This window comes from Pseudomonas sp. NPDC087185 (assembly GCF_044744955.1).
Lineage (GTDB): Bacteria > Pseudomonadota > Gammaproteobacteria > Pseudomonadales > Pseudomonadaceae > Aquipseudomonas.
On record NZ_JBIUZK010000010.1, the window covers coordinates 144,630 to 163,703 of the forward strand.

The window sequence follows — 19,074 nt, forward strand, 5'->3', positions numbered from 1 at the left end:
TCAAGGTTACAGAACGAAAGCTGTGCTTCGTCTGACACTTGCAGCGTCAGATTCCCGCTTATCGATCTGGAACCCCATCAAATGCGCCCGTCCCTCCCCCTCTCCTTGCTGGCCCTGTGCGTCACCAGCGCCGCCCAGGCTGCCGGCAGCATCGAACTCGACCAGGTGCTGATCGAAGATCGGCAACAGACCGAACTGGAGCGTGCCGCCGAACAGCTGCGGGAAATCCCCGGCGCCAGCAACCTGGTGGACATGAACAAGGTGGGCCAGGGCCGGGTCGCCAGCAACCAGGATGTACTGGCCTATCAGCCGGGTGTATTCGCCCAGTCGGCCGGCAACGACGGCATCAAGCTGTCGATCCGTGGCTCGGGCATCAACCGCGCGCCGGGTGCCCATGGCTCGGGGGTGTACACGATGTTCGACGGGCTGCCCCTGACCGGCCCGGGCGGTACACCCTACGAACTGTTCGAGCCGCTGTGGCTGAGCCGTGCCGAAGTCCTGCGCGGCGCCAATGGTTTCGATCAGGGCTCGCTGGCCCTGGGCGGGGCGATCAACTACGTGACCCACACCGGCTACGATGCAGCGCCGCTGCAGGTGCGTTACGAGGTTGGCAGCCGTGGCTACCAGCACCGGCACATCAGCTCCGGCCAGGTACTGGGCAACCTTGACTATTACGTGGCGCTTACCGATTCGGAGTACGACGGCTATCAGCAGCACAGCAGCGGCAGCGCCAAGGGTATCGCCGCCAATGTCGGCTACCGTTTCAACCCCAACCTTGAGACACGCTTTTACCTGCGCTACCGGGAAACCGAAAATGACCTGGCCGGGCGCCTGACCAAAGATCAGATCAAGCACGACCCGCGCGCCGCCAACGCCGCTTACCTGGCCCGCGATGACAGCCGCCCGCAACCCGGCAGCACCTGGGTGGGCAACAAGACCACCTTTTACCTCGAAGACGATGCCCGCGTGGAAGCCGGGCTGGTCTATCACGACTTTCCCATGGACCTGCGCGAAGGCCCGATGCGCCTGAAGGTGGCCTACACCGATGTCAGCGGCACCCTGAACTACTTCCGCCGCGATACGCTGCTAGGCCATGAGAGCAAGACCACCGTCGGCTGGCGCACCACCAAGCACCTGCCCAACAGCGGCGCCTCGCAGTTTGCCCGCAGCAGCGGCGACAACTTCGGCGCGCGCAGCCGTGACTTCAGCTACCAGGGCTCGGACACCGTGCTGCACGTGGGCAACGACCTGGAACTGATCCCCGACCTGTGGCTGACCACCGGCCTGGCGATGATCTACACCCGTCGTGAAAGCGACGTCACCTACCCTGCCAGCGGCGGCAGGGTCAGCCAGCACGACTGGGACTATGCGCCACGGGTAGGCCTGCGCTACGACATTCGCCCGGACCTGCAGGTCTACGGCAACCTCAGCCGCTCGGTGGAGCCACCGCATCCGTGGTCGCTGGTCTGGAGTGCGCCGGTCAACAACCAGCCCATGAAAATGCAAAACCAGACCGCCACCACCCTGGAACTGGGCGCTCGCGGCGATTCGGCCCTGGGGCATTGGGACCTGGCCTGGTATTACGCGCAGGTCCGTCACGAACTGCTGAACGTGGAAGTCGTGCAAGGCTTGCCGTTCAAGGAGTTCAACGCCAGCCCCACCGTGCACCAGGGCGTCGAGGCCGGGTTGGACAGCACGCTCTGGGAACGCTCCGGAACCGGCAAGCTGAGCCTGCGCCAGGCGTACACGTTCAGCGACTTCCATTACGTGGACGACGACAGGTTCGGCGATAACCGCTTGCCCGGCATCCCCATGCATTACTACCAGGCCGAGCTGCGTTACGGCTGGCCGAGCGGGTTCTACGCCGGGATCAACACGCAGATGGCCTCGAAGGTGCAGGTCGACTACGCCAACAGCTACCACGCCGATGCCTATGCGTTGCTGGGCGCACGGCTGGGTTGGGACTCGCCGAAACAGGACTGGCAGACCTGGCTGGACCTGCGCAACCTGACCAACAAGCGCTACGCGGCAACGGTCACGCCGGGGTATGACGATGCCGGTGCCGATGTCGCCCGCTCCACACCGGGCGAGGGCTTTGCCACCTATCTAGGTATTTCTTACACATTCAAGTAAGACGCTAGCCCTTTAGCGGGTCGATCAGCTGCCTTTGGCGTTATCCTCAGGGCAACTGGACCTGCGGCTTGGTGGCCGCGAAAATCCCCCAGCTCGACATGAACAACGCGGCAATCAATGGCCCGATCACAAAGCCGTTGAGCCCGAATACCGCCAACCCGCCCAGGGTGGACACCAAGATCAGATAATCGGGCATCCGCGTATCCTTACCCACCAGGATCGGCCGCAGCACGTTGTCCACCAGGCCGATCACCAGCACACCGAAGGCTGTCAGGATGATCCCCTGCAAGATCGCCCCGGTCAGCAGGAAGTACGCCGCCACCGGCGCCCAGATGATGCCGGCACCCACCGCCGGCAGCAGCGACAGGAACGCCATCAGCACCGCCCAGACCAGCGCACTGGGTATGTCCAGTACCCAGAAGATGAAACCGCCCAGCGCGCCCTGGGTGATGGCCACCAGCACATTGCCTTTGACCGTTGCCCGCACCACGCGGTTGAACTTCAGTTGCAGGCGACGCTTCTGGTGTTCTGGCAGGGGGATGGCAAGGCGTACCCGGCGCGCCACCTCGGCGCCTTCGCGCAGGAAGAAGAACAACAGATAAAGCATGATGCCGAAGCTCACCAGAAACTCGAAGGTGCCCTGGCCAAAGCTGAAAGCCTGGCTGGCCAGCACCTGGCTGCCCTGGGTGGCCCACTTGGTGATCTTGTCGCGCAGGCCGTCCAGGTTGCCCATCCCCATGTTGTCCAGCCCGTGCTGTAGGAAAGGGGGCAACATGTCCATGCCGCGCTCGACGTAGCCGGCGATGTCCAGTTGCCCGCTCTCGATCCGCTGGTAGAGCATGGCGCCCTCTTGCACCAGCAGCGCACTGGTGATGATCACCGGCAAGATAGCCACCAGCAGGCACACCAGCAAGGTGGTGGCGGCAGCCAGGTTGCGCCGCCGGCCAAAGCGCATCAGCAAGTTGCGTTGCAGCGGCGCGAACAGGATGCCGAGAATCACCGCCCAGAAAATCGCGCCATAGTATGGCAGCAGGATCCAGCCGAAGGCGATGGTGACCAGCGCCAGCAGTACTGCCAGGGCCTTGTTCTGCAGAGCGGTTTCGTTCATGGGGGGCCTCGAGTGTCCTGAACATTAGTGCACGCGCTATCCAGAAAAGTGCCGTTGCTCCTTTGATTCAAATCAAGATGGCCGGCGCAACCCGGCATTAGCATCCGCGCTTTTTGCCCCGGTGCGCACATGAAGCTACCTGCCAAGCCCGAACTGCTGGCCCCTGCCGGCACCCTCAAGTCCCTGCGCTATGCATTCGCCTACGGTGCCGACGCGGTCTATGCCGGCCAGCCGCGTTACAGCCTGCGGGTGCGCAACAACGAATTCGACCACGCCAACCTGGCATTGGGCATCCAGGAGGCACACGCACTGGGCAAGCGCTTGTACGTGGTGGTCAATATTGCTCCGCACAATGCCAAGCTGAAGACCTTCCTCAAGGACCTGGCGCCCGTCATCGCGATGGCGCCCGACGCGCTGATCATGTCTGACCCCGGCCTGATCATGCTGGTGCGTCAGCACTTCCCGCAGATGCCTGTGCACCTCTCGGTCCAGGCCAACACGGTCAACTGGGCCAGCGTGCAGTTCTGGCAGCAGCTGGGCCTGAGCCGGGTGATCCTGTCCCGGGAACTGTCACTCGAAGAGATCGAGGAAATCCGCCAGCAGGTACCGGACATGGCGCTGGAAGTGTTCGTCCACGGCGCACTGTGCATGGCCTATTCCGGCCGCTGCCTGTTGTCTGGCTACCTGAACAAGCGGGATGCCAACCAGGGCACCTGCACCAATGCCTGCCGCTGGAAGTACGACGCCACGCCGGCCACCGAGAACGCCGCAGGGGACATCGTGCGCGAGGTCGAGCCGACCCTGGGCCTGGGCGCACCGACCGGGCAGGTCTTCCTGCTGCAGGAGAGCAACCGCCCCGGCACCGAGATGCCGGCGTTCGAGGACGAACACGGCACCTACATCATGAATGCCAAGGACCTGCGCGCTATCCAGCATGTCGAGCGCCTGGCCGCCATGGGCGTGCACTCGTTGAAGATCGAAGGCCGCACCAAGTCGCACTTCTATTGCGCACGCGCCGTGCAATCCTACCGCAAGGCCATCGACGATGCCGTGGCCGGGCGCCCCTTCGACATGGCCCTGATGGACAACCTCGAGTCGCTGGCGCAACGCGGCTACACGGAAGGTTTCCTGCGCCGCCATGTGCACGACGAATACCAGAACTACCTGCGCGGCAATTCGCTGTCCGAGCGCCAGCAGTTCGTCGGTGAGCTGACCGGCGTGCGTGTGGATGGCCTGGCCGAGGTCAAGGTGAAGAACCGTTTCGCCGTAGGCGACCACCTGGAGCTGATGACCCCGCGCGGTAACTATCACTTCGACCTGCACCGCCTGTTCGGCCGGCAACGGCATCCCATCGACGTGGCGCCGGGTGACGGCCACGTGGTGTACCTGCCGGTTCCAGAGCAGGTTTCACTGGAACATGGCCTGCTGATGCGCGACTTGTGTCCCGACACAGGCAACTGACAAAGCCGTAATGTGCGCTTCAGCCAACTGACAGGCGCAGCAGGCGAGGATCGTGGCTCTCCCGCAAGAGGCCACGCCATGTTGCGCAACCCCACCCGCCGTACCTTCGTCAAAGGCCTGGGCGCCGCTACGACCCTAGCGGGCCTTGGCCTATGGCGCCCCTTGGCGCACGCCGCCGAAGGCCATGAGCTGACTGGCCAGCACTTCGAGTTGTTCATCGGCCAGACGCCAGTCAATATCACTGGCCGCCCACGCACAGCCCTGACCCTCAACAACAGCCTGCCCGGGCCGCTGCTGCGCTGGCGTGAAGGCGATACGGTAAGCCTGCACGTACGCAACCGGCTGGCCCAGGACACCTCGATCCACTGGCACGGCATTCTCCTGCCCGCCAACATGGACGGCGTACCCGGCTTGAGCTTTGCCGGCATCCCCCCTGGCGGCGACTACCTGTACCAGTTCACCCTGCGCCAGAGCGGTACCTACTGGTACCACAGCCATTCAGGCTTGCAGGAGCAGGCTGGGGTGTACGGCGCGATTATCATCGAACCGCGCGAGCCTGAAGTGCACCGCTACCAGCGTGACCACGTGCTGTTGTTCAGCGACTGGTCGGACCAGGCACCCGACGCACTGCTGGCGGCCCTGAAGAAGCAGTCCGACGCCTTCAACTACCACAAGCGCACGCTTGCCGACTTCATCGACGACGTCGCGCAAAACGGCTGGGGTTATACCGTTGACGAGCGCCTGGGCTGGGCGCGCATGCGCATGAGCCCCACCGACCTCGCCGACATCAGCGCCGCCAGCTACACCTACCTGCTCAACGGCCAGCCGCCGAACGGCAACTTCACTTGCCTGTTCCAGCCCGGCGAGACCGTGCGCCTGCGGCTGATCAACGCGTCGGCCATGACCTACTTCGACTTTCGCATTCCTGGCCTGCAGCTCACGGTGATCGCCGCCGACGGCCTGCCGGTGACACCTGTGGCCGTGGACGAACTGCGCATCGCCGTGGCCGAAACCTACGATGTGCTGGTCACCGTTGGAGACCTTCCCGCCTACACCCTTTACGCACAGAGCATGGACCGCAGCGGCTATGCCCGCGGCACGCTGGCACGCGCCGATGGCTTGCAGGCGCCGGTGCCGGCGCCCGACCCACGCCCGGTGCTGAGCATGGCCGACATGGGCCACAGCGGTATGGCGGGCATGGACCACAGCAATATGGCCGGCATGGACCACTCCGCGATGGCGGCCATGCAACAGCACCCAGGCAGCGAAACCGGCAACCCGCTGGTCGACATGCAGACCATGGCCCCCCGGCCTAACCTGGCCGACCCCGGTATCGGCCTGCGCGGCAACGGCCGCCGGGTACTGACCTATGCGGACCTGCGCAGCCCCTACCCCGACCCGGACGGCCGCGAACCCTCGCGGGACATCGAACTGCACCTGACCGGGCACATGGAGCGCTTTGCCTGGTCGTTCGACGGGGTCACGTTCAGCGATGCCGCGCCGCTGCGCCTGACCTATGGCGAGCGCGTGCGCATCACCCTGGTCAACGACACCATGATGACCCACCCCATTCACCTGCATGGCATGTGGAGCGACCTGGAAGACGAACACGGGCGCTTCATGGTGCGCAAGCACACCGTCGACATCCCGCCCGGCAGCCGCCGCAGCTATCGCGTCAGCGCCGACGCCCTGGGCCGCTGGGCCTACCACTGCCACCTGCTCTATCACATGGAGACGGGTATGTTCCGCGAGGTACGGGTCGATGAGTGAGCTCAACAACCGCCGCCTGGTGGCCGGCGTCGCCTTGCTGGCACTGCTGGCCAGCGAACGGGCCATGGCCGCGGGCATGGAACACATGGGGCACGGTAGCCTGTCCATGGACCACAGCCAGATGAGCCACGACAATGTGCCCCCACGCCAGCCCCGCACGCCGTTGCCAGTCATCACCGACGCCGACCGTCAGGCCGCCTTCCCACGTGTGGCCGGCCATCAGGTGCATGATCGCGCGGTCAACTGGGCGGTAATTGTCGACCAACTGGAGTACCAGCACGTCGAAAGCCGTAGTGCGCTGAACTGGAACGCCACGGCCTGGGTCGGCGGCGATATCGACCGCCTGTGGCTGCGCAGCGAAGGCGAGCGGGGACAAGGCAGGACCCACAAGGCCGAACTGCAGGCGCTGTGGGGCCATGCGATCAGCCCCTGGTGGGAGCTCGTCAGCGGCCTGCGACAGGATTTCAAGCCCGCCAGTGGCCAGGCCTGGGCAGCGTTTGGCCTCCAGGGCACGCCGCTCTACGGCCTGGAGCTGGAAGCCACGGCCTACGCGGGCGAGCGGCAACAGACCGCGCTGCGCCTGGAAGCGGCCTACGCTATGCTGCTGACCAATCGCTGGATCCTCGAGCCAACGCTGGAGGCCAATTTCTTCGGCCGCAACGATGCACAGCGCGAGCAAGGGGCAGGGCTGGCCGACAGCGAAGTCGGGCTGCGCCTGCGTTATGAAATAACCCGCGGCTTCGCCCCCTATGTCGGGGTAAGCTTCAACCGCCTGCACGGCAACCGCGCCGACCAGGCCCGTGAAAGCGGTGAAGACCTTGGGCAGACCCGCCTGGTGGCAGGTGTGCGTCTGCGTTTCTAGAGGAGTGGTTCGACCATGCTGCATAAACACCTGATCGCGTTCGGCCTGCTGGCCATCACCAGCCTGGCCCAGGCCGCCGAGACGATCGATGTCTACCGCGACCCGAACTGTGGCTGCTGCAAAGCCTGGATCAGCCACCTGCGCGACAACGGTTTCACCGTCATTGACCATGTCGAACCGAACATGAGCGCCGTCAAGCAGCGCCTGGGCGTGGCGCCGCGCCTGGCGTCGTGCCACACCGGGGTGATCGACGGCAAGTTCGTCGAGGGCCATGTGCCGGCCGAGCAGGTGCGCCTGCTGGCCAAGCGCAGCGACCTCAAGGGCCTGGCCGTGCCGGGCATGCCGATGGGTTCGCCAGGCATGGAAATGGGTGATCACAAGGATGCCTACTCGGTCATCGGGGTGACCCAGGATGGCCAGGACACCGTGGTCGCCAACTACTGATGCTCAGCTTCTGGGCGCTGTTCCTCAGCGCTTTTGGTGCCGCCACCCTGCTGCCGCTGCAATCGGAGGCGGTGCTGGTCGGGCTGCTGCTGCGCCAACCCGATGCCTGGTTGACCCTGTTACTGGTCGCCACCTTGGGCAACGTGCTGGGTTCGGTGGTCAACTGGCTGCTGGGCCGGGCCATCGAGCACCTGCGCGACAAACGCTGGTTCCCGTTCAGCAACGCGCAGCTGGAGCGGGCCCAGGGGCGCTACCAGCGGTGGGGGCAATGGTCGCTGCTCCTCAGCTGGATGCCGGTGATCGGCGACCCGCTGACCCTGATCGCCGGGATCATGCGTGAACCGTTCTGGCGCTTCATGCTGCTGGTGAGCGTGGCCAAGGCTGGGCGCTACAGTGTCGTGGCCATCGTCACCCTGGGTTGGTTTCATGCCTGGTAACACCTTTAACGTTTAAGGTGCTTCTCTGGCTGCTAAAGTCGCCAATTCCTACATGGCCCTACACGGAGTGCCCCCATGCTGCGCGCAACTGCCCTAGCCCTGGCCTGCCTCGTCGGCGCCCCGGCCATCGCTGCCGAGCCGCCCACCTACGGCAAACAGCTCGAAGGTTTCAGCTACCCTCACCCCCTCAAGCATTTCGACTTTCAGTCCCAGGGCCAGCGCCTGCAGATGGGCTACATGGACGTGCCTGCCAAAGGCCAGGCCAATGGCCGCAGCGTGGTGCTGATGCACGGCAAGAACTTCTGCGCCGCCACCTGGGAAACCACAATCGACGCCCTGAGCCAGGCGGGCTACCGCGTGATTGCACCGGACCAGGTCGGCTTCTGCACGTCGAGCAAGCCGGACCATTACCAGTACAGCTTCCAGCAGCTGGCTGACAACACCCACGCCCTGCTGGACCAATTGGGCATCAAGCAGGCGATCATCCTCGGCCACTCCACCGGGGGTATGCTCGCCACCCGTTACGCGCTGATGTACCCGCAGCAGGTCGAGCGCCTGGCGATGGTCAACCCGATCGGCCTGGAAGACTGGAAAGCCCTGGGCGTGCCGTACCGCACGGTAGACCAGTGGTATGCCCGGGAACTCAAGCTCGATGCCGAGGGCGTGCGCGAGTATGAACGCAAGACCTATTACGCGGGGCGCTGGAAGCCCGAGTACGAGCGCTGGGTGCAGATGCTGGTGGGGCTGAACAAGGGCCCTGGGCATGAAGCCGTGGCGTGGAACTCGGCGCTGATCTACGACATGATCTTCACCCAGCCGGTGTACCACGAGTTCAAGGATCTGAAGATGCCGACCTTGCTGTTGATCGGTGATCAGGACACCACCGCCATCGGCAGCGACATCGCCCCGCCGGAGGTCAAGGCGCGGTTGGGTCATTACAAGGAACTCGGCCCGCAGGTGGCCAAGCTGATTCCACACGGTGAGCTGATGACCTTCGAGGGTATGGGGCATGCGCCGCAGATCGAAGAGCCACGGCGCTTCAACAAGACGCTGATCGAGTGGCTGGCGCAGTAAATCGTAACGGGGCGCTTCGCGCCCCGTGAATGGGCTGCAAAGCAGCCCCTAGCCCTTCCAGACTTGGCCTTCGGTCCAGCCCAGTTCGGCAAAGTCGTCCTCGCGCAATTCGGCCTCTTCCTCGCAGAAGAATTCATCGAGCTGCGGCGGCCGCACCGCCGTGTCACTGAGCATCGCATGCACTTGCCCGCGATGATGAATCTGGTGCTCGAACAGGTGCGCCAGCAGGCGCAGGCGCTGTTCGCGCTGCACCCGGTCGGGCCGCACGATGCAGACGTAGCGGGCCAGCTGGTCATCATGCAACCCATTGCAATAAGCGATCAGCCGCCGGTCAGCCTGGGCTTGCTGGGCATGCAGGTCGGTACAGGTGGCATACGGTTGTTCTGGCTCGAAGAACCGCTCGCCATCGGGCTCCGGCGCGGCGCCGCGCTGTTCGCACTCAAGCATGTGCAGGTAGAACCAGTCCACCGTCAACAGATGGTTGAGGGTGGCCTTGATCGACGGGAAGAAACTGCAACGAGGGGCGACGAACTCGTCCTGGGTCAGTTGCAGGCAGGCCTTGTACAGGCGGTGGTTGGCCCAGCCATTGTTGTAGGCCTGGGTCAGCAGATGATGCGACAGCGGCTCCATGGGTCGGCTCCTTCAGGCGAAGCGTTGCAGTTGCATCTCCCGTAGCCGGCTCAAGGTCCGTTGGTACGGGAACGCCAGATACCCTTGAGTGTAGAGCGCTTCGAGCGGTACCTGCGCTTCCAGGTACAGCGCCACCCTGCGGTCGTAGCATTCATCGACCAGGGCGATGAAGCGGCGCACGGCGTCATCCTTGGGTGACAACGCCGGCAACTGACGATCACCCGCCTCGACCTGCGCTGCACCGTCCTCGGTACCACGGGCGATACGGCCGGCGCGCTGCTCACCGCTCAGCGCCGGTATGCCCTCCACCAGGATTGCCGGGAAACGGTCACACAGGGCCATGAATTCCATAGCGGCCAAAGGCTGCTCGCAGAGGTCGGTGAAACGGCACCAGAGCGCCTGTTCGCTGTGCCGGACCACCTTGATCTGCCGTGAACCGATCGACAGTGGCTGTGCGCTGCCTGGGTGATCCGCGCTGAGTTGCTGGAACACAGCTTCCAGCGCGCCGGCCTTGCCCGCCTCGGCGACCCAGTAGCGCTGGCATGCAGCCCCCGGGTGCAGACGATGGTCTTGCTCGCCTGCCACCGACAGCACCTGCATGTGCCGTTCGATGGCACTGATGGCCGGCAGGAAACGCTCGCGGTTGAAACCATCGCGGTACAGCTGCTGCGGCGGCTGATTGGACGTGGCCACCACCACCACGCCGTGCTTGAACAGCACCTGGAACAGGCGGCCGAGGATGATCGCATCACCGATGTCGCTGACGAACAGTTCGTCGAAGCACAGCACGCGGATTTGCCCGGCTAGCTCCCCGGCCAGGGCTTGCAGTGGGTCAGCGGTGCCGTTGAGCTGGAACAGGCGCTGGTGCACCCAGGCCATGAACGAGTGGAAATGCTGGCGCCGGGCAGGAATGCTCAGGCAGCGGTAGAACAGGTCCATGAGCCAGGTCTTGCCGCGGCCGACCGGGCCCCACAGGTAGATCCCCTGGGCCGGGCTGCAGCGCGACGGCCTCGAAGCAGGCTTGCAACGCAGTGACGGCCCCGGCTTGCGCCGGGTCGGGGACATAGCCTTGATCAGCAAGGGCCTTGTTGTATAGCGATCTGGGGTCGTGCGTCATGCGCCATTATCTTCAAAGGGCCCCTTCGCCGGCAAGCCGGCGAAAGGGCCAGTGCAGGCAAGAACTCGGCTCAGCCCTCGCTCAGGCCCACTTTCAGCAACGTGCCATCCTTGTCGTCGGTCAGCACATACAGGTAACCGTCGGGCCCGACCCGCACATCGCGAATTCGCGCCTTCAAGTCCCCCAGCAAACGCTCCTCATGGACGATCTTGTCGCCATCGAGCTGCAGGCGGATGAGCTCCTGGGTCGCCAGCGCGCCAATGAACAGGTTGTGATCCCAGGCCTTGAAGGTCGGGCTGTCATAGAACGCCATGCCGCTGATGCCTGGGGATTTTTCCCATACATGGTGCGGGCCGACCATGCCATCGACCTGCTTGCCCTTGGCCTCGGGGATCGGCAGCAGCGAGTAGTTGATGCCGTGCGTGGCAACCGGCCAGCCATAGTTCTTGCCGGCTTGCGGGATGTTGATCTCGTCGCCGCCGCGCGGGCCATGCTCGTGGGTCCAGAGCTTGCCAGTCCAGGGGTTGAGTGCTGCACCCTGCTGGTTGCGGTGGCCGAACGACCAGATTTCCGGGCGCACGTTGTCCTTGCCGACGAAGGGGTTGTCCTTAGGGACTTCACCGTCGGGCAAGATCCGCGCGATCTTGCCCTGCAGCTTGTCCAGGTCCTGCGCTGTCGGGCGCTGGTTGTTCTCGCCCAGGGCGATGAACAGGTAGCCGTTACGGTCGAACACCAGCCGCGAGCCGAAGTGGTTGCCGACCGACAGCTTGGGCTGCTGGCGGAAGATCACGTTGAAGTTCTCCAGCCGGGCGCGGTCCTCCGACAGCTGCCCACGGCCGACCGCCGTGCCGGCCTTGCCATCGCTGCCCTCCTCGGCGTAAGACAGATACACCGTACGGTCCTTGGCGAACTCGGGCGACAGCACCACGTCGAGCAGGCCGCCCTGGCCCTCGGCCCAGACCTTGGGCACGCCGCTGATGGGGGCGCCGACCTTGCCTTCGGCACTGACCAGACGCAGGTTGCCTGGGCGCTCAGTGACCAGCATGTCCTTGCCGCCCGGCAGGAACGCAAGCGCCCATGGGTTGCGCAGGCCATCAGCCACGGTGCTGACGGTAATCTGCCCTTCTTCGGTTGGGAACTGCTGCTCGGCCGCGGCATGCGCCAACAGCGGCAGCAGGGTGGCGGCGGTAAGCGTGGTCAGCCAGGTAGCTCGGGTCATGCAGGATTCCTTTCGATGAGGGGCTCAGGGCGCACGCTGGGTATCACGCGGTGGCCGGGTGGGTTCCAGGTTGGGGGTCTGCTGCTGGCGGCGCAGGTTGTCGCCATTACCGATACCGCGGTTGTCCAGGGACGGTGTGCGCTGAATGGGCACAGTGGAAGGGCCACGCACCGGCGGCGCGGCCTGCATGCTGCCCTGGCGGCTGTTGGGGTTGGCGCGCTGGATCGGGCTGTTGTAGGGGTTGTTGTTGCTGGCGGCAAGCTGCAGCGGCTGCAGCGGCGTCGCCTGTGCGGACAGGCACAGCAACAGGCCGATGGCCAGGGTTGGCAATGTCAGATTCATGCTTCACCTCATGTACGAAAAGGCGCGCCTTGTGCGTTGGATAGCCTAAGGCGCGAGGGGTTCGCGGCAAAAGTGTGAATGCGATACGTGATGTTTCAGTATGAACCTTTGGGGGCCACTGCCCGGCCCCATTGATCAGCCGGGGCAATCGACCTTGTGCCGTGCCGCATACAGGCAGAGCATCTCCATGGCCAGGGTTGCGCCAGCCAGTGCGGTGATATCCGCATGGTCATAGGCCGGCGCCACCTCTACCAGGTCCATGCCCACCAGGTTGATGCCGCGCAGACCACCGAGGATCTCCAGCGCCTGCACCGTCGTCAGCCCCCCACACACAGGCGTGCCGGTGCCGGGCGCGTAGGCCGGGTCGAGGCAGTCGATGTCGAAGGTCAGGTACACCGGCCGCTCGCCGACCCGCTGGCGGATCGCCGCGATCACGGCTTCGCTACCCTGGCGGTGCACCTGCCGGGCATCGACGATGGCAAAACCCTGGCTGTCGTCATTGGTGGTACGCAGCCCGATCTGCACGGAACAGGACGGGTCCACCAGGCCTTCGCGCGCGGCGTGCCAGAACATGGTGCCGTGGTCGATGCGCTTGCCCTCCTCGTCCGGCCAGGTGTCGCTGTGCGCATCGAAATGGATCAGTGCCAGCGGGCCGTGACGCCGGGCGTGAGCCTTGAGCAGTGGGTAACTGATGAAATGGTCGCCGCCCAGGGTGAGCATGGCGCAACCCGCTTCGAGAATGTGCGTGGCATGGGCCTCGATGCTGTCCGGGACCGACTGCGGTGTACCGCTGTCGAACGCGCAATCGCCGTAGTCGATGACCGCCAGGTGCTCGAACGGGTCGAACGCCCACGGCCAGTGGCGCGCCCAGGCCTGTTGCACCGAGGCGGCGCGAATCGCCCGAGGCCCGAAGCGCGCGCCTGGGCGGTTGCTGGTGGCAGTGTCGAACGGCACACCACTGACCACCACATCCACCCCACGCAGGTCGCGGCTGTAGCGCCGGCGAGAGAAACTGGTGATACCGGCGTAGGTGCTTTCAGCGGCGGTGCCATACAGGCTGGCACGGGTCATCGCCTGGTCGTTATTGTGGGCTTGCTCCACGGTCGGGCTCCTTTTGGGTTATGGGTTACTGACGCGTGCGGAAAGCCGTCCACAGGCGGTTGCGCTGGCGCAGGTCGGACAACGCCATGCTGCGGTCGGCAAACAGGCGGGCTCGCACATTGGCGGGTGGGTAGATATCCGGGTCATTGCGCACGGCAGCGTCGACCAGCGGTGTGGCCGCCTGGTTGGCGTTGGCGAAGAACAGCGTGTTGGTCAGCGCGGCGACCGACTCCGGTTTCAGCATGAAGGCGATGAACGCCCGGGCGGCTTCCGGGTGCGGCGCATCCTTGGGGATGACCAGGTTGTCCTGCCAGACCAGCGTGCCTTCACGTGGAATGCGGTAGATCAGCTCGAACGGCTTGCCGGCGCGGCGAGCCTGATCGGCGGCCATGGCGGCATCACCGTTGTAGGTCAGCGCCAGGCACACGCTGCCGTTGGCCAGGTCGTTGATCTGCCGGCCATTGGCGACGTAGCTGATCGACGGTTGCAAATTTTTCAGCAGGCTCTGCGCGGCCGCAAGGTCTGCCTTGTCCTGGCTGTAAGGGTCTTTGCCCAGGTAGTTCAGGGCTACGCCGATCACCTCCTGAGGTGAATCGGGCATGGCAATGCCGCACGCTTTCAACCGGCTGGCGTATTCGGGCTTGAACAGCAGGTCCAGGCTGTCCAGCGGCACATCGCCCAGACGTTGGCGCACGGCCTCGACATTCACCCCAAGGCCCAGCGTGCCCCAGGTGTAAGGCACGGCATAGCGATTGCCGGGGTCAGCTTCGGCCAGCTTGGCTAGCAGGTCCGGGTCGAGGTTGGCGTAGCCGGGCATGGCCTGCGCATCCAGGGGCTGCAGGGCATTGGCCTTAAGCGCTCGCGCCAGCACGGTGGACGACGGCACCACCACGTCATAGCCACTGCGGCCGGTCAGCAGCTTGGTTTCCAGTACTTCTGTGGTGTCGAAGGTGTCGTAGCGCACCTTGTAGCCGGTTTCCTTCTCGAAGCGCTGCAAGGTTTCCGGGGCGACGTAATCCGCCCAGCTGTAGAGGTTGACCACCTTTTCTTCGGCCTGCAGGGGCAAGGCCAGGAACAGGGACAGCAGACACAGCGATCGACGCATGACGGACACCTCGGCTAATGGGTGGATGCCGCCAGCATGCCAGCCGGGTTACATTGCAAGAATGCCAAGTTTGAAAAGCTGACATTCATCAGGAGCAATGTGATGCTCGGACAACTGCACGACCCTGACCTGCATCTGTTGCGGCTGTTCGTCACTGTAGTCGAGGCTGGCGGCTTCAGCGCCGCCCAGGGCGTCTCGGGCTTGAGCCAGCCCACCATCAGCCAACGCATGGCGCAATTGGAAGCTCGCCTGGGCTATCGCCTGTGCAGCCGGGGCAAACGCGGCTTTCGCCTTACCGAAAAGGGCGAGCTGCTGCTGGAGGCGACGCGGGAGTTGCTGGTGAATATCGAGCAGTTTCGCCAGCAGGCCAACGGCGTGGGTGGACGCTTGCTGGGCAGCGTGCGGGTGGGCATGGCGGAGAACCAGGATCCAGCCGTGAGCCTGCGACTGGCGTCAGCCGTTTCGCGTTTTCGCGAGCGAGAAGAGTCGGTGCAAATAGAATTGATCAGCGCACCACCGGCGGAGCTGGAGCGGCTGCTGCTGGAGCAGCGGTTGGATTACGCCATCAGCTATTTTTCCGGCAACCAGGCAGCGTTCGATTACCAGCCCCTGTTCGAGGAACGCCAGCGGTTGTACTGCGGCCAGGGCCACCCCTTGTTCGACACGCTCCACGTGACGCGCGAGCAGTTGCTCGAGGCAGATCAGGTGCGCCATCCCTATCGTTTTCTCAAAGGCGGCGAACCGTTCCAGAGCCGGCGCAGCATGGCGGTTGCAGAACAGATCGAGAGCGTGCTGACGTTCATTCTGTCGGGGCGGCATGTGGGTTACCTGCCGTGCCACTGCGCTGCGGGCTGGGAACGCCAAGGGTTGTTGAAGGCACTGGATACCGCGTTGGACTTCGTGGTGCCGTTTACCCTGGCCAGGCATAGGGCGCAAGCCCCTGGGGAAGCTCAGCGGGCGTTTGCGGAGGATTTGCTGGCGGTGTTTTGTACAGGTTGACCTGGTGGTCATTGCTGCCGCCGGGCACGCCCTTGAAATCGCTGACATCCACGTCCATCTACTGGCGACGCGCACTGCCCGATAGCGTCAGGTTGTCGGTGGCATGCCAGTCCAGCTGGGCATAGACCGAGACACCATCGACCCGTTAGCTGGGATAGCGTGGGGCCTTGCTCTGCTTGTCCATTTCCAGGCCGCCACTTTCAACGCTACCGTGCATTTGCCACACTGCAGGACAGATCCTGTTGGTGAGGTCCATTGCCATGACTGCCCGTTTGCACCGCTGCGCTCGTCTGTTACTGCTTTTACTGATGGCGGGTGGGCTCAATGCCTGTGCGTTTTTGCAGCCCCGCGACCCGCTGAACATCAGCGTGATCGGCATCGAGCCGCTTGCGGGTCAGGCGTTGGAAATGCGTATGGCGGTGAAGATGCGCGTGCAGAACCCCAATGAGGCCCCAGTCGATTACAACGGTATTGCGCTGAATCTCGAGGTCAACGGCCAGCCGCTGGCCTCTGGGGTCAGCGACCAGCAGGGGCATATCGGGCGTTACGGCGAAACGGTCGTCGTGGTGCCGGTCAGCATTACCGCGTTCGCCTTCCTGCGCCAGGCCTATGGCCTGGGCAAGCTCGACTCGCTGCAGGGGATGCCCTATGTGCTGCGTGGCAAGCTGGCCAGCGGGCCATTGAGTACCGTGCGCTTCACCGATGAGGGCAAGCTCGACCTGCCCAAGGGCGCTAGCCTGAGTTGGTGAGTGGGGTATACGTCAGCGATTGGCGCTGGCGGCAGCCATCATCTTGTTGACTTCACTGCGCACCATGCCGGCGTACTCGGGCGGCGACATGCCTTCCAGTTCGGCACGCACCCATTCGGCCCACTTGCCCTTGCGGCGTGGTTTTTCCGAGATCAGTCGGGCGGCCTCACCTTTGGCCTTGCCGAGGTTGTTCTGCCACATTTCGAACAGCCGGGCCTTTTCCGCCTCGATCTGCGCCCGTTCCTGGAAGCTCCTGTTGGCCAGATTGAAACTCATGAAGGTACCCACCTGTTGAAAATGGCCGCTATCTTACACCGTAGCGCCGCTTGATCGGTAAGCCAGCGCAACTTTCCCGGCCTGCCGGCATCCATTGCTTAACCACCCCCATCGACGAGGACGTGTTCATGGCCCGAAAAACGGCTATTGCAGCCAACAGCGAACAGATCAAGGATCAGGTATTCAGTGAGCTGCAGGCATTGATTGAAGAGTCGGAAAAGTTGCTCAACGACAGCGCTTCACTGGTTGGCGAGGAAGCCGATACCCTACGCGCGCAGGTCAGCCTCAAACTTCGCCAGGCACGAGAGGCGGCCGGCCAGGTGCGCGCCAAGGCGCAACCGGTAGTGGACGCTACCCAGGACTACATCGGCGGCCATCCGTGGCAGACGGTTGCAGTTTCCGCAGGCTTTGGCCTGGTAATCGGCCTGTTGCTGGGCCGCCGCAACTGAAGCAGTTGCCCGGCGTGGTGCCGCCTGATGCGATTCAGGCGGCCTGCGCCATCGGAATACCGCTGTGGAAACGCAGTTCCTGATCCGCAGACTGGATCAGTTCAGCTTCAGCTTCGCGCACCAGCAGCACCCGCTTGGCAATATCCGCTTCATCCCCGTACTGATGAGCAAGCTTCAGGTAACCCTGATAGTGGCGCGCCTCACTTTTCAGCAGGCCGTGGTAGAAGGTACCAAGTTCCTCATCCAGGTGAGGCACCAAGGCTGCAAAGCGCTCGCAGCTACGCGCCTCGATAAACGCCCCAACGACTAAGGTATCCACCAGCTTGACCGGCTCATGGGCTCGCACCAGGCGGCGCAAGCCTGATGCGTAGCGCCCTGCCGAAACCGGCCGCAACGGCACACCTCGGCGCTTCATCAGGCGCAATACCTGCTCGTGATGCACCAGCTCTTCGCGGGCCAGGCGCGACATCATGTTGATCAGGTCCAGATGGGTGTTGTACTTGGCGATCAGGCTCAGCGCCGTGCTGGCGGCCTTGAACTCGCAGTTCTTGTGGTCGATCAGCAACGTTTCCTGGTCGGCGAGCGCCGCTTCGATCCAGGCGTCTGGGGTGGGACAACCGAGGAAAGCATCGATTTCGGGGATCAGGGACATAAACGTGCAACCACACAGAACAGACAGGACGGGCGATTATACCGGCGGCAACAGCAAGCGCCAGTGACTATGCTTGATGTACATCAAGCGGCGACGCAAGGGGCGCCGACTATAGTCTGGCATTGGCCGCTACCATTGAACGGAGTTCACGCCCATGCAAGCTGTCCGTAGCATTCTCGTCGTCCTCGATCCTGAACATGCCCATAGCCGTGCATTGACCCGCGCCAAGCTGATTGCGGGCGTGACGGGGGCCCGTCTGCATTTGCTGATGTGCGACAAGAGGCAAGATCACAGTGCACTGCTCAGCCTTTTGAGTAGCCAGTTGCACGATGACGGCTATGACAACGTCACGCATGAGCAAGCCTGGCATGACACATTGCACGAATCCATCATCAAGGTGCAGGAGGCAGAAGGTTGTGAGCTGGTGATCAAGGAGCACCGGCCGGACAACCCTCTGAAAAAGGCACTGCTCACGCCCAGCGACTGGAAACTGCTGCGCTTTTGCCCTTGTGCGGTACTAATGGTCAAGAGCGAGCGGGCGTGGACAGGTGGAGTCATACTCGCTGCCGTGGATGTCGGCAATCAAGATGACGATCATCGCAGGCTGCATGCGGACATTATCGATCATGGGTATGCGATTGCAGGCCTGGCTAAAGGCCAACTACACGTCATCACTGCCCATCCCTCCCCTATGTTGGCGGCGTCGGACCCTGTGTATCAACTCAGCGAGACCCTCGATAAACGATATCGGGAAGCTTGCAGTAAATTCCAGGCGGAGTACGGCATCAGTGAAGACCGCTTACATGTCGAAGAGGGGCCGGCCGATGTGCTGATTCCTCATTTGGAGATGAAACTGGATGCGGTGGTCACGGTGATTGGCACTGTCGCGCGCACAGGTATCTCTGGGGCATTGATTGGCAATACTTGCGAAGTGGTGCTCGATTCGCTGAAAGGCGATGTGTTGGTGCTCAAAAGCGAAGAAACCACCGCGCATCTGGCGGAACTAGCCCGCGGTTGAAGCTGGCCTGAAAAGACAAAACCCCTACCTGCATGCGCAGATAGGGGTTTTGCGAAATGAATCTTGACGATGACCTACTCTCACATGGGGAAACCCCACACTACCATCGGCGATGCATCGTTTCACTA

The 19,074-nt window shown here is 63.6% G+C and carries 19 protein-coding genes and 2 pseudogenes; 11 read left to right on the forward strand and 10 right to left on the reverse strand.

Annotation, left to right across the window (positions count from 1 at the left end):
• The first annotated feature begins 81 nt into the window (after positions 1-81).
• Positions 82-2,133, forward strand: coding sequence for a TonB-dependent receptor family protein (locus ACIPIJ_RS27165; RefSeq protein ID WP_401082872.1), 2,052 nt, complete (start codon positions 82-84; stop codon positions 2,131-2,133).
• A 46-nt stretch (positions 2,134-2,179) separates the two neighbouring features.
• On the opposite strand, the gene ACIPIJ_RS27170 is transcribed toward ACIPIJ_RS27165, so the two are convergent.
• A complete protein-coding gene (locus ACIPIJ_RS27170; RefSeq protein WP_401082875.1) occupies positions 2,180-3,241 on the reverse strand; it encodes an AI-2E family transporter in 1,062 nt (353 codons plus the stop codon).
• Between the two features lie 129 nt (positions 3,242-3,370).
• On the opposite strand from ACIPIJ_RS27170, the gene yegQ reads away from it, so the two are divergent.
• The 6 genes from yegQ to ACIPIJ_RS27200 all read left to right on the forward strand — a co-directional run bounded on the left by yegQ (position 3,371) and on the right by ACIPIJ_RS27200 (position 9,289).
• Positions 3,371-4,702, forward strand: coding sequence for a tRNA 5-hydroxyuridine modification protein YegQ (gene yegQ / locus ACIPIJ_RS27175; protein WP_401082878.1), 1,332 nt, complete (start codon positions 3,371-3,373; stop codon positions 4,700-4,702).
• A 78-nt stretch (positions 4,703-4,780) separates the two neighbouring features.
• Positions 4,781-6,472, forward strand: a complete 1,692-nt coding sequence (locus ACIPIJ_RS27180; RefSeq protein WP_401082881.1) for a copper resistance system multicopper oxidase — start codon at positions 4,781-4,783, stop codon at positions 6,470-6,472.
• Positions 6,465-7,334, forward strand: a complete 870-nt coding sequence (locus tag ACIPIJ_RS27185; RefSeq protein ID WP_401082884.1) for a copper resistance protein B — start codon at positions 6,465-6,467, stop codon at positions 7,332-7,334. The genes ACIPIJ_RS27180 and ACIPIJ_RS27185 overlap by 8 nt, the downstream gene beginning before the upstream one ends.
• Before the next feature lie 15 nt (positions 7,335-7,349).
• The gene (locus tag ACIPIJ_RS27190) at positions 7,350-7,778 is read left to right on the forward strand and encodes a DUF411 domain-containing protein (RefSeq protein ID WP_401082887.1); all 429 of its coding nucleotides are present in this window, start codon (positions 7,350-7,352) and stop codon (positions 7,776-7,778) included.
• Positions 7,778-8,215 carry a YqaA family protein gene (locus ACIPIJ_RS27195; RefSeq protein WP_401082890.1) on the forward strand — a complete coding sequence of 146 codons (438 nt, stop codon included), beginning with the start codon at positions 7,778-7,780 and terminating at the stop codon, positions 8,213-8,215. The genes ACIPIJ_RS27190 and ACIPIJ_RS27195 overlap by 1 nt, the downstream gene beginning before the upstream one ends.
• Before the next feature lie 75 nt (positions 8,216-8,290).
• Positions 8,291-9,289 (forward strand): alpha/beta fold hydrolase, encoded by a 999-nt coding sequence (locus ACIPIJ_RS27200; RefSeq protein ID WP_401082893.1) that lies wholly within the window; start codon positions 8,291-8,293, stop codon positions 9,287-9,289.
• A 48-nt stretch (positions 9,290-9,337) separates the two neighbouring features.
• On the opposite strand, the gene ACIPIJ_RS27205 is transcribed toward ACIPIJ_RS27200, so the two are convergent.
• The 6 genes and pseudogenes from ACIPIJ_RS27205 to ACIPIJ_RS27230 form a co-directional block, all read right to left on the reverse strand.
• Positions 9,338-9,919, reverse strand: a complete 582-nt coding sequence (locus ACIPIJ_RS27205; RefSeq protein ID WP_401082896.1) for a DinB family protein — start codon at positions 9,917-9,919, stop codon at positions 9,338-9,340.
• Positions 9,920-9,931: 12 nt separating this feature from the next.
• Positions 9,932-11,036: pseudogene (gene zapE / locus ACIPIJ_RS27210) on the reverse strand (cell division protein ZapE).
• Positions 11,037-11,106: 70 nt separating this feature from the next.
• Entirely contained in the window at positions 11,107-12,255 is a 1,149-nt protein-coding gene (locus ACIPIJ_RS27215) for a PQQ-dependent sugar dehydrogenase (protein WP_401082899.1), read from the reverse strand.
• A gap of 24 nt (positions 12,256-12,279) precedes the next feature.
• Entirely contained in the window at positions 12,280-12,597 is a 318-nt protein-coding gene (locus ACIPIJ_RS27220) for a hypothetical protein (RefSeq protein WP_401082901.1), read from the reverse strand.
• Between the two features lie 135 nt (positions 12,598-12,732).
• A complete protein-coding gene (gene speB / locus ACIPIJ_RS27225; protein WP_401082904.1) occupies positions 12,733-13,698 on the reverse strand; it encodes an agmatinase in 966 nt (321 codons plus the stop codon).
• 25 nt (positions 13,699-13,723) lie between these two features.
• Entirely contained in the window at positions 13,724-14,803 is a 1,080-nt protein-coding gene (locus tag ACIPIJ_RS27230; protein ID WP_401082906.1) for an extracellular solute-binding protein, read from the reverse strand.
• A 102-nt stretch (positions 14,804-14,905) separates the two neighbouring features.
• Here ACIPIJ_RS27230 and ACIPIJ_RS27235 point away from each other — a divergent pair, with 102 nt between their 5' ends.
• Positions 14,906-15,802, forward strand: coding sequence for a LysR family transcriptional regulator (locus ACIPIJ_RS27235; protein ID WP_401082908.1), 897 nt, complete (start codon positions 14,906-14,908; stop codon positions 15,800-15,802).
• Here ACIPIJ_RS27235 and ACIPIJ_RS27240 read toward each other — a convergent pair.
• Positions 15,792-16,010 (reverse strand): annotated as a pseudogene (locus tag ACIPIJ_RS27240) (hypothetical protein); the annotation flags it as partial. The gene ACIPIJ_RS27235 and the pseudogene ACIPIJ_RS27240 sit on opposite strands and share 11 nt — an antisense overlap.
• Positions 16,011-16,062: 52 nt before the next feature.
• Here ACIPIJ_RS27240 and ACIPIJ_RS27245 point away from each other — a divergent pair.
• Positions 16,063-16,551, forward strand: a complete 489-nt coding sequence (locus tag ACIPIJ_RS27245; protein ID WP_401082909.1) for an LEA type 2 family protein — start codon at positions 16,063-16,065, stop codon at positions 16,549-16,551.
• A gap of 12 nt (positions 16,552-16,563) precedes the next feature.
• On the opposite strand, the gene ACIPIJ_RS27250 is transcribed toward ACIPIJ_RS27245, so the two are convergent.
• Positions 16,564-16,827: a hypothetical protein gene (locus ACIPIJ_RS27250; protein ID WP_401082911.1), complete on the reverse strand. Its 264-nt coding sequence runs from the start codon at positions 16,825-16,827 to the stop codon at positions 16,564-16,566.
• Positions 16,828-16,955: 128 nt separating this feature from the next.
• Here ACIPIJ_RS27250 and ACIPIJ_RS27255 point away from each other — a divergent pair, with 128 nt between their 5' ends.
• Complete coding sequence (locus ACIPIJ_RS27255) at positions 16,956-17,276, forward strand: YqjD family protein (protein ID WP_401082913.1); 321 nt, start codon at positions 16,956-16,958, stop codon at positions 17,274-17,276.
• A gap of 34 nt (positions 17,277-17,310) precedes the next feature.
• Here the strand turns inward: ACIPIJ_RS27255 and ACIPIJ_RS27260 are convergent, their stop codons facing one another.
• Positions 17,311-17,928 carry a tRNA-(ms[2]io[6]A)-hydroxylase gene (locus ACIPIJ_RS27260; protein ID WP_401082915.1) on the reverse strand — a complete coding sequence of 206 codons (618 nt, stop codon included), beginning with the start codon at positions 17,926-17,928 and terminating at the stop codon, positions 17,311-17,313.
• A 154-nt stretch (positions 17,929-18,082) separates the two neighbouring features.
• Here ACIPIJ_RS27260 and ACIPIJ_RS27265 point away from each other — a divergent pair, with 154 nt between their 5' ends.
• A complete protein-coding gene (locus tag ACIPIJ_RS27265; protein ID WP_401082917.1) occupies positions 18,083-18,946 on the forward strand; it encodes a universal stress protein in 864 nt (287 codons plus the stop codon).
• Positions 18,947-19,074 lie beyond the last annotated feature (128 nt).

Excerpts from the sequence above, each read along its gene's own strand:
- ACIPIJ_RS27165 (WP_401082872.1), top strand. The coding sequence starts at position 82 with ATGCGCCCGTCCCTCCCCCTCTCCTTGCTGGCCCTGTGCGTCACCAGC.
- ACIPIJ_RS27230 (WP_401082906.1), bottom strand. The coding sequence starts at position 14,803 with ATGCGTCGATCGCTGTGTCTGCTGTCCCTGTTCCTGGCCTTGCCCCTG.
- ACIPIJ_RS27190 (WP_401082887.1), top strand. The coding sequence starts at position 7,350 with ATGCTGCATAAACACCTGATCGCGTTCGGCCTGCTGGCCATCACCAGC.
- ACIPIJ_RS27255 (WP_401082913.1), top strand. The coding sequence starts at position 16,956 with ATGGCCCGAAAAACGGCTATTGCAGCCAACAGCGAACAGATCAAGGAT.
- ACIPIJ_RS27235 (WP_401082908.1), top strand. The coding sequence starts at position 14,906 with ATGCTCGGACAACTGCACGACCCTGACCTGCATCTGTTGCGGCTGTTC.
- ACIPIJ_RS27200 (WP_401082893.1), top strand. The coding sequence starts at position 8,291 with ATGCTGCGCGCAACTGCCCTAGCCCTGGCCTGCCTCGTCGGCGCCCCG.
- ACIPIJ_RS27185 (WP_401082884.1), top strand. The coding sequence starts at position 6,465 with ATGAGTGAGCTCAACAACCGCCGCCTGGTGGCCGGCGTCGCCTTGCTG.
- yegQ (WP_401082878.1), top strand. The coding sequence starts at position 3,371 with ATGAAGCTACCTGCCAAGCCCGAACTGCTGGCCCCTGCCGGCACCCTC.
- ACIPIJ_RS27195 (WP_401082890.1), top strand. The coding sequence starts at position 7,778 with ATGCTCAGCTTCTGGGCGCTGTTCCTCAGCGCTTTTGGTGCCGCCACC.
- ACIPIJ_RS27260 (WP_401082915.1), bottom strand. The coding sequence starts at position 17,928 with ATGTCCCTGATCCCCGAAATCGATGCTTTCCTCGGTTGTCCCACCCCA.
- ACIPIJ_RS27250 (WP_401082911.1), bottom strand. The coding sequence starts at position 16,827 with ATGAGTTTCAATCTGGCCAACAGGAGCTTCCAGGAACGGGCGCAGATC.
- ACIPIJ_RS27205 (WP_401082896.1), bottom strand. The coding sequence starts at position 9,919 with ATGGAGCCGCTGTCGCATCATCTGCTGACCCAGGCCTACAACAATGGC.
- ACIPIJ_RS27245 (WP_401082909.1), top strand. The coding sequence starts at position 16,063 with ATGACTGCCCGTTTGCACCGCTGCGCTCGTCTGTTACTGCTTTTACTG.
- ACIPIJ_RS27265 (WP_401082917.1), top strand. The coding sequence starts at position 18,083 with ATGCAAGCTGTCCGTAGCATTCTCGTCGTCCTCGATCCTGAACATGCC.
- ACIPIJ_RS27170 (WP_401082875.1), bottom strand. The coding sequence starts at position 3,241 with ATGAACGAAACCGCTCTGCAGAACAAGGCCCTGGCAGTACTGCTGGCG.
- ACIPIJ_RS27180 (WP_401082881.1), top strand. The coding sequence starts at position 4,781 with ATGTTGCGCAACCCCACCCGCCGTACCTTCGTCAAAGGCCTGGGCGCC.
- ACIPIJ_RS27215 (WP_401082899.1), bottom strand. The coding sequence starts at position 12,255 with ATGACCCGAGCTACCTGGCTGACCACGCTTACCGCCGCCACCCTGCTG.
- ACIPIJ_RS27220 (WP_401082901.1), bottom strand. The coding sequence starts at position 12,597 with ATGAATCTGACATTGCCAACCCTGGCCATCGGCCTGTTGCTGTGCCTG.